Here is a 7,149-nt window from a genome sequence, read left to right on the forward strand (position 1 = left end):
CGACAGATGATCAGGTGGAACGCCGACCAGATCGCCCTGGGCGAGGGGATCGCCCAGTGGTGCGAGGAACTCAGCTCGGGCCATCTCGAAGGGGACGCCGAAGGCGCCTTCCCGTGGGACAAGTGGAAGCTGATCCGGAGGTCCGGAATCCTCGGCCTGCCGTTCGACGAGCGGTGGGGCGGGCTGGGCCAGGATCTGCTCACCACCATGCACGTGCTCGAACAGCTCGGGACCGGATGCCGTGACGGCGGACTGAACTTCTCGGTCGCCACCCACCTGGTCGGCGCCGGGGTCCCGCTGCAACGGTTCGGCTCACCGGAGCTCAAGGCGCGTTACCTGCCGGGGATCTGCTCGGGTGAGACGATCGGGGCGCACGCGATCAGCGAGACCGAGAGCGGCTCCGACGCGCTGGCGATGAGGACCACGGCCACCCGCGAGGACGACGGCTTCGTGCTGCGGGGCGGCAAGTCCTTCATCACCAACGGCCCGGTGGCCGACGTGTTCGTGGTCTACGCGCGCACCCACCCGAACGGCGGCCCGCTCGGCATCACCGCCTTCGTCGTGGAGCGGGACACCCCGGGGCTCGTCGTCGGGCCACCCGTCGCCACCATGGGGCTGCGGACCGCTCCGCTGGGCGAACTGCACTTCGACGACTGCAGGGTCCCCGCATCCGCCGTGATCGGCCGGGTCGGATCCGGGTTCCTGGTCCTGGACCACGTGATGAAGTGGGAGATCCTCTGCTCCTTCGTCATCAACACCGGGCAGATGCGGTACCGGCTCGACCGCTGCGTCGAGTACGCCAAGGAGCGCGTCCAGTTCGGCCATCCGATCGGCTCGTACCAGTCGATCTCCCACAAGCTCGTGGACATGGGCATCGGCCTGGACACCGCACGGAAATGGCTCTACGACACGGCGGTTCGGCTGACGGAGGGCGAGAACGTCACGAGGGACATCGCCGTCAGCAAGCTCGTCGCCAGCGAGAGCAACCTCTCCTCCGCACTGGCCGCCGTGCAGATCTTCGGCGGCAGCGGGTACCTGGCCGAGTACGGGCTGGAGAAGGACGTGCGCGACGCGGTCGCCGGCCCGATCTACTCGGGCACCTCGGAGATCCAACGCAACCGCGTCGCCGCCATGTTGGGGCTGTGACGCCTGATGCTGGTCAAGATCTGCGGAGCCGTCTCGGCCGGGGACGTGGCCTCGCTCGACAGGGCCGGAGCCGACCTGGTCGGCCTGTGGCACGGCGTTCCGGGGGGTCGAACGGATCTGACGCTCCGTCAATTGACGGTGTTGGCGGACACCGTGAACCGAACGGCGCGACTGCGTCCGGTCCTCGTGACCTTCCTGAACGACGCCGGGGCGCTGCGCGCGGCGACGGACGCGGCCCGGGTGCCGTTCGTCCAACTGCACGGCTACCAGCCGCCGGGCCTGGTCCGCGCCCTGAAGAGCACCACGGACCTCACCGTGGTCAAGGTGCTGCACCTCGGTACGGACACCCGCGCGGAGCGGTCCCTGATCGCGGCGTACGAGCGGGCTGGAACGGACCTCTTCCTGCTGGACGCGGTGGCCGGGGACGGCCGGATCGGCAGTACCGGGCAACCGGCGGACCGCGCGGCCGTCCTCGGGATCGCGGACCGCCTCTCGCGCCCCTTCCTGCTGGCCGGCGGCATCACGGCCGGCAACCGGGAGGACTACCGGGAGGTGGTCGACCACCCCCTGTTCCTGGGCATCGACGTGGACACGGCGGCCAGGGACCCCGACGGACGGCTGAGCAGCGACCGGGTCACGGCCCTGCGGCGCGGCTGGCGAGCGACGGACGGCAGCGGGGTGCCCGGATGACGGCCGCGTTCATCGAGGCGCTGCTGGACGCCCGCCGACCGGTGATCATGGAGCTCAAGCGGCAGGACGCCGCAGGAAACGACCTGTTCGGTGACAGGTCGGCCACCCGCCTGGTCGCCGACTACCGGGCCGTCGGCGCACCCTGCCTGTCCGTGGTGACCGGGCGGTGGTTCGGCGGCACCCCGGACCTGCTGCGCGAGGTCGTGGAGGCGACGGACCTGCCCGTGCTGCAGAAGGACTTCATCACCCGCCGGAGCCAACTGCACCAGGCCCGCGAGAGCGGCGCGTCCGCGGTCCTGCTCACCGCCGCGCTGCTGCCCCGCGCCACCCTGGGCCACCTGGTCGACCTCGGCCTGCGCCTGGGCCTGACGCCGTTCGTCGAGGTCACCACCGAGGAGGAGATCAGCCGCGTGCCACGCGCCGAGGACTGCGTGGTCGCGGTGAACAACAAGGACATCGCCACCCGCGAACGCGGCGCGGGCGACCTCGGGCGGAGCTCCTCGCTCCTGCCCGCGGTGCTGAACAGCGGCACCCGGTGCCCGGTGAGTGCCGGAGCCATCCGCTGCCCCGACGACGCCGCCCGCCTGCTCGGGGAGGGCTTCGCCGGTGTGCTCGTCGGGACGGGCCTCCTGCGCACCGCCAGCCTGCCGGGCTGGCTGGACGGCCTGGACGCCCGCCTCGGCACCCGCCCAGAACCGGCCCCCGACGCCGGCCCCGAACCGGCTCCACGCGTCCGCCGCCCGGCGGACCCCCCACCCACCAGCGACATCCGGAGGTAACGCCATGACCAGCACGGCAACCGAGCAGTGGAAGGTCGTCGTCAACGACGAGGAGCAGTACTCGATCTGGTCCGCCGACCGCGAGTCGCCGGCGGGCTGGCACGAGGTCGGCGTGCAGGGCGCGAAGGACGAATGCCTCGCGCACATCGAACGCGTGTGGACCGACATGCGCCCCCGCAGCCTGCGCCTGCGGTCCGTCCCGGAGGACGGTGCGCAGTGAACCCGACACTCGCACCGCACGGTGCGCGCGGAGCGACCGGCCCCGTGCTCTCCACCGCCCTGGACCTCCCGGAGTGCCGGGCCCGGGGCTGGGTCGTCGTCGACTCCATGGTCGACGGCCTCGCCATGGGCGGCACCAGGATGACCCGGACGGTGACCGAGCAGGAGCTGACCGGGCTCGCCAGGGCGATGACCCACAAACTGGCGCTGGTCGGCCTGCCCATCGGTGGCGCCAAGGCCGGGATCGCCCCCGACCCGGGCGCCACCGTCGAACGGGAGGCGGTGATGCGGGAGTTCGGCCGCGCCGCGGCCCCGCTGCTGCACGGCGGGGTGTACCTGGGGTGCGACCAGGGCACCACCTACGCCGACCGGCGGCTGGCCTTCGAGGCCGCCGGGTACGACGTCACCCGCCTCCCCGGCACCACCCGCCTCACCGTCGGCTGGGCCGAACTGTGGGACCACATGGCCGACATCACCGGGTTCGGCGTGGCCGTCGCGGTGCTCGGCGCCCTACGGGCCTCCGGCGCGCGGACCCCGCAGCGCATCGCGATCCAGGGCTTCGGCACCGTCGGGCGCGCGGTGGCCGGCCACCTGGCCGCCCACGGCCACCGGGTGGTGGCCGTGGCCGACGTCCGGGGCACCGTCGAGGACCAGCGCGGCCTGCCCGTCACCGAACTAGCCTCGCTCACCAGCAGCGACGGCACGATCGACCGGAGCCGGCTGCCCGACCGGGTCACCGTCCACGGCCCCGGGCAGGCGTGGCTGCACGTCGACGCCGACGTACTGGTGCTGGCGGCCTCCGCCTCCGCGGTCGACGAGGAGGCGGTGCCCGCGGTCCGGGCCCGCCTGGTGGTCGAGGGCGGGAACCTGAGCTGCACCGCACCGGCCCGCCGGCTGCTGCGCGAGGCCGGGCACACCGTCCTGCCGGACGTGGTCGTCAACGTCGGCGGCGCGGCGGCGACCGGCTGCGTGCTCACCGGGCTGGCCCCGTCCGACCTGCCGCTCCCGCAGCTGTCCGAGTGGCTGCGCGAGTGGGTCGCCGGCAGGATCGCCAGGAACTGCGAGCTGGTGCAGGAGCTGAGCGCCACGGGCAGCGCCGATCCGGTCGCACAGCTCCTCGGTTCGCGCGCCGCCCCGGCCGACGCGGCCCCGGACGACGCCGGACCGGGGGTCCCGGCCGAGCGGTGATCCGGCGGGAGGACGCGCCCTCGCCATCGGGCCGCCGGGCGGAGCGTCACCGGCGACGAGTGCGTCACCGCACGCCCTGGCGGGCCGGGCCGTCGGGCTCTGCGCTCTCCGCTCGCGGAGTCGGTCAGGGTCCAAGGACGGGGAGCAGTGGGCGGCTGCCGCGCCCAGCGGCTCGACCGGCTCACCTCTCGGTGGGGGTGTCCTGGTCGCCCGGCCGGAGGGTGGGTGTGGTGGCCCGCGCGTCGGCACGGGTCGCGGCGAGGCTGCCGAGGAGCTTGACTCGTTCCTCGGTCGGGGATCCCTCCGCGCCCGTGCAGGCGTACATCATCCATCCGGGGTGATCGGGCAGCTCGACGCCCTCGTAGACGAATTCGAGGTCGCCGACATCGGGATGGTGGATGTGTTTGGTTCCCGTGCGGTGCAGGCGGACGTCGTGGGCCGACCACCTGCTACTGAAGGTGTCGCTGCGGGCCGCGAGTTCCCCGATGAGGTCGGTCAGGGCCTTGTCGCGCGGGTTCCGCCCTGCGGCTGTCCGCAGGTTCGCGGCGGAGGCGTCCGCGGCGCGCTCCCACTGCGGGTAGAAGGTGCGTGCGGCGGGGCTGAGGAAGACGAACCGCGCGCTGTTGTTCCGGGCGTCCGGGTCGTCGAGCAGCGGGGCGAGCAGGGCCCGGGCGAGCGGGTTGGTGGCGAGGATGTCGGCCCGCTGGTTGACGATCCATGCGGGTGCGCCGGTGATCGCGTCGAGGAAGCGCTGGAGCGAGGGGCGGATCGTCGATTGTGCGGGGCGGGAGCGGCGGCGGCTCGGTGTGGGGTTCGCGGCCCTGGCGAGGTCGTGCAGGTGCTCGGTCTCCGCCTCGTCGAGGCGAAGCGCCCGGGCGAGGGCGTCGAGCACCTCGGGCGAGACGCCGGCGAGGTTCCCGCGTTCCATCTTCGCGTAGTAGTCGCTGCTCATCCCCGCGAGCATGGCGACCTCCTCGCGGCGCAGGCCGGGCAGGCGGCGCCGGCCGCCACCGACGATCCCCGCCTGCTCGGGGGTGATCCGGTCGCGTCGTGTGCGCAGGAAGTCCCGCGCCTCGGCCTGGTTGTCCATGTCGTCCACGGTACGGCCGGTCGAGGATCTGGAGGAGTGACTGCCAGTACACGGATAAGCCGTCCCTCGCGCCCTCTGCGGGCCGGTGCTGCAATGGCTACGTCGGGGCGGTGGGGATCTTTCGGGCCTCCGAGCGCCGACCGCCTCCGAGCGCCGACCGCCACGCCCCGAAACCGGCCGGCCACCGGCTGTCCCACCACTGCCCCCTTCCACCCGGCCAGCTCCAGGAGCCCCCATGCAGCACGTCACCCTGAACAACGGCGTCCGGATGCCGATCCTCGGCTTCGGCGTCTACCAGATCCCGGCGGACCGGACCGAGCAGGCCGTCTCCGAGGCCCTCGCCGCCGGCTACCGCCTGCTGGACACCGCCGCCGCCTACGGCAACGAGGAAGCCGTCGGCCGCGCCGTCGAGAACAGCGGAATCCCCCGCCAGGAGCTGTTCGTCACCACCAAGCTGTGGATCCAGGACGCCCCCGCCGAGGCCAACGCCCGCCGCGCCTTCGAGACCTCACTGACCAGGCTCGGCCTGGACCACGTCGACCTGTACCTGATGCACCAGCCCTACGGCGACGTGTACGGCCAGTGGCGCGCCATGGAGGCCGTCAACCGCGAGGGCCTGGCCAAGGCGATCGGCGTCGCCAACTTCTACCCCGACCGGCTCCTCGACCTGGTCCTCAACAACGAGATCACCCCGGCGGTCAACCAGATCGAGACCCACCCCTTCTTCCAGCGCCCCGCCGACCAGGCCCTCATGCGCGAGCACGGCGTCCGGCACCAGGCGTGGGGCGGCTTCGCCGAAGGCAGGAACGACCTGTTCACCAACCCCGTCCTCGCCGGGATCGGCGAGGCGCACGGCAAGTCCGTGGCGCAGGTCGTGCTCCGCTGGCTGATCCAGCGCGGCATCGTCACCATTCCCAAGTCGGTCGACCCCGACCGGATGGCGCAGAACATCGACGTCTTCGACTTCGAACTCGACCACGAGCAGATGTCCGCCGTCGCCGCCCTCGACACCGGCACGACGCTGTTCTTCGACCACCGCGATCCCGAGATGGTCGCCTGGCTCAGCCAGCGCCGCCTGGACGGCTGAGCACCGCAGCGGGAGCACGGCAGCCGGAGCTGTCAGGTATCGGAATAGCTGAGGTCCCCGATCGTCCAACTGCTGATGTCCTCGATGGCGATGCGGTACATGCCGCCGGTGTGGGGCAACGCGAAGTCGCCCTGCAGGATCTTCGCCCGGTGGAGGTGGAGGTGGGTGGGCCGCGCGGGCGGGCCGTCCGCGGGCGGGGCGAAGAGGGCGGCGAACGGCTTCAGGTGATCCGAGGCCTGGAGGACCTCCGCCACCCGTTCCCACCACAGGGCCACCGGTGCGAGTCTGCCGGTGATCACCGCGCCGGGGACCACCACGGTCAAGGCCATCTGGTTGCTGTGCTCGGACTCCACCATCGCGGCGATGTCGACGAGCAGCCCATCAGGGTTCGACATGGTTCCCAGGGTAGGGCACGGCCCGGTCCCCGTACGTGTCGCGGGTGAAGCGGTCGCCGACGGCGACGTGTCCCGTTCGGAGTGCGCCGGCGCGCAGGGGTGCGCGGGCGGACACGGCGCGCCCAGCGGATTCACCCCGGTGGGAGGCGCCGCCACGGACCGTGCACGTCAGCCAACCATCCTGCCCTCAAAGCCTGTTGGGTCCCTGCCTCGCTCGGGACCGGCGGCCCCGGGCGGGGCTTCCGCGAAACCGGAGGTGAAATATCCGCCCGTTGCCCGCCCGGGCCTGCTAGAGTCGTTTTAGTTGCAGTAGTGGTTCCCATGAACTTTGTGTGCGCCTGCTGATGTATTCCGCAGGCGCATTTTTGTTTCCCGGCTCTTCCCCGGGTGGGTGCTCATCGCGGCGACTCGGAGCTCGCGCTGTGCGTGCTCCGGACAGCCCCTTGAAGGAGATTTTTAATGGCTAATGGCACCGTGAAGTGGTTCAACTCGGAAAAGGGCTTCGGCTTCATCGAGCAGGAGGGTGGCGGCCCGGACGTGTTCGCCCACTACTCG

General features: G+C 72.0%; 9 protein-coding genes. 7 read left to right on the top strand and 2 right to left on the bottom strand.

Annotated elements, in window-relative coordinates:
• Positions 1-6: 6 nt before the first annotated feature.
• Genes ACFWJ4_RS32220 through ACFWJ4_RS32240 form a run of 5 tightly spaced genes read left to right on the top strand, consistent with a single transcriptional unit; the run spans position 7 to position 4,022 of the window.
• The gene (locus ACFWJ4_RS32220; RefSeq protein WP_380550365.1) at positions 7-1,146 is read left to right on the top strand and encodes an acyl-CoA dehydrogenase family protein; all 1,140 of its coding nucleotides are present in this window, start codon (positions 7-9) and stop codon (positions 1,144-1,146) included.
• Positions 1,147-1,152: 6 nt separating this feature from the next.
• Positions 1,153-1,836 (top strand): N-(5'-phosphoribosyl)anthranilate isomerase, encoded by a 684-nt coding sequence (locus tag ACFWJ4_RS32225; protein WP_380550368.1) that lies wholly within the window; start codon positions 1,153-1,155, stop codon positions 1,834-1,836.
• Positions 1,833-2,615 (top strand): indole-3-glycerol-phosphate synthase, encoded by a 783-nt coding sequence (locus ACFWJ4_RS32230; protein WP_380550371.1) that lies wholly within the window; start codon positions 1,833-1,835, stop codon positions 2,613-2,615. Before ACFWJ4_RS32225 ends, ACFWJ4_RS32230 begins: the two co-directional genes overlap by 4 nt.
• Before the next feature lie 4 nt (positions 2,616-2,619).
• Complete coding sequence (locus ACFWJ4_RS32235) at positions 2,620-2,835, top strand: MbtH family protein (protein ID WP_380550374.1); 216 nt, start codon at positions 2,620-2,622, stop codon at positions 2,833-2,835.
• Positions 2,832-4,022 carry a Glu/Leu/Phe/Val dehydrogenase dimerization domain-containing protein gene (locus tag ACFWJ4_RS32240; protein WP_380550377.1) on the top strand — a complete coding sequence of 397 codons (1,191 nt, stop codon included), beginning with the start codon at positions 2,832-2,834 and terminating at the stop codon, positions 4,020-4,022. Before ACFWJ4_RS32235 ends, ACFWJ4_RS32240 begins: the two co-directional genes overlap by 4 nt.
• Positions 4,023-4,203: 181 nt before the next feature.
• Here the strand turns inward: ACFWJ4_RS32240 and ACFWJ4_RS32245 are convergent, their stop codons facing one another.
• Positions 4,204-5,112 (bottom strand): helix-turn-helix transcriptional regulator, encoded by a 909-nt coding sequence (locus ACFWJ4_RS32245; protein ID WP_380550380.1) that lies wholly within the window; start codon positions 5,110-5,112, stop codon positions 4,204-4,206.
• Positions 5,113-5,347: 235 nt separating this feature from the next.
• On the opposite strand from ACFWJ4_RS32245, the gene ACFWJ4_RS32250 reads away from it, so the two are divergent.
• Positions 5,348-6,199 carry an aldo/keto reductase gene (locus ACFWJ4_RS32250; protein ID WP_380550383.1) on the top strand — a complete coding sequence of 284 codons (852 nt, stop codon included), beginning with the start codon at positions 5,348-5,350 and terminating at the stop codon, positions 6,197-6,199.
• Between the two features lie 32 nt (positions 6,200-6,231).
• Here the strand turns inward: ACFWJ4_RS32250 and ACFWJ4_RS32255 are convergent, their stop codons facing one another.
• Positions 6,232-6,594 (bottom strand): hypothetical protein, encoded by a 363-nt coding sequence (locus tag ACFWJ4_RS32255; RefSeq protein WP_359908853.1) that lies wholly within the window; start codon positions 6,592-6,594, stop codon positions 6,232-6,234.
• 459 nt (positions 6,595-7,053) lie between these two features.
• Here ACFWJ4_RS32255 and ACFWJ4_RS32260 point away from each other — a divergent pair.
• On the top strand, positions 7,054-7,149 hold a 96-nt coding region (locus ACFWJ4_RS32260), incomplete at its 3' end, for a cold-shock protein (RefSeq protein ID WP_030279695.1).

Source organism: Kitasatospora sp. NPDC127067 (genome assembly GCF_042724755.1).
Lineage (GTDB): Bacteria > Actinomycetota > Actinomycetes > Streptomycetales > Streptomycetaceae > Kitasatospora > Kitasatospora lactacystinica.

Bases quoted from the DNA above. Each gene is read 5' to 3' on its own strand.
- ACFWJ4_RS32250 (WP_380550383.1), top strand. From the start codon at position 5,348: ATGCAGCACGTCACCCTGAACAACGGCGTCCGGATGCCGATCCTCGGC.
- ACFWJ4_RS32245 (WP_380550380.1), bottom strand. From the start codon at position 5,112: ATGGACAACCAGGCCGAGGCGCGGGACTTCCTGCGCACACGACGCGAC.
- ACFWJ4_RS32255 (WP_359908853.1), bottom strand. From the start codon at position 6,594: ATGTCGAACCCTGATGGGCTGCTCGTCGACATCGCCGCGATGGTGGAG.
- ACFWJ4_RS32220 (WP_380550365.1), top strand. From the start codon at position 7: ATGATCAGGTGGAACGCCGACCAGATCGCCCTGGGCGAGGGGATCGCC.
- ACFWJ4_RS32235 (WP_380550374.1), top strand. From the start codon at position 2,620: ATGACCAGCACGGCAACCGAGCAGTGGAAGGTCGTCGTCAACGACGAG.
- ACFWJ4_RS32225 (WP_380550368.1), top strand. From the start codon at position 1,153: ATGCTGGTCAAGATCTGCGGAGCCGTCTCGGCCGGGGACGTGGCCTCG.
- ACFWJ4_RS32230 (WP_380550371.1), top strand. From the start codon at position 1,833: ATGACGGCCGCGTTCATCGAGGCGCTGCTGGACGCCCGCCGACCGGTG.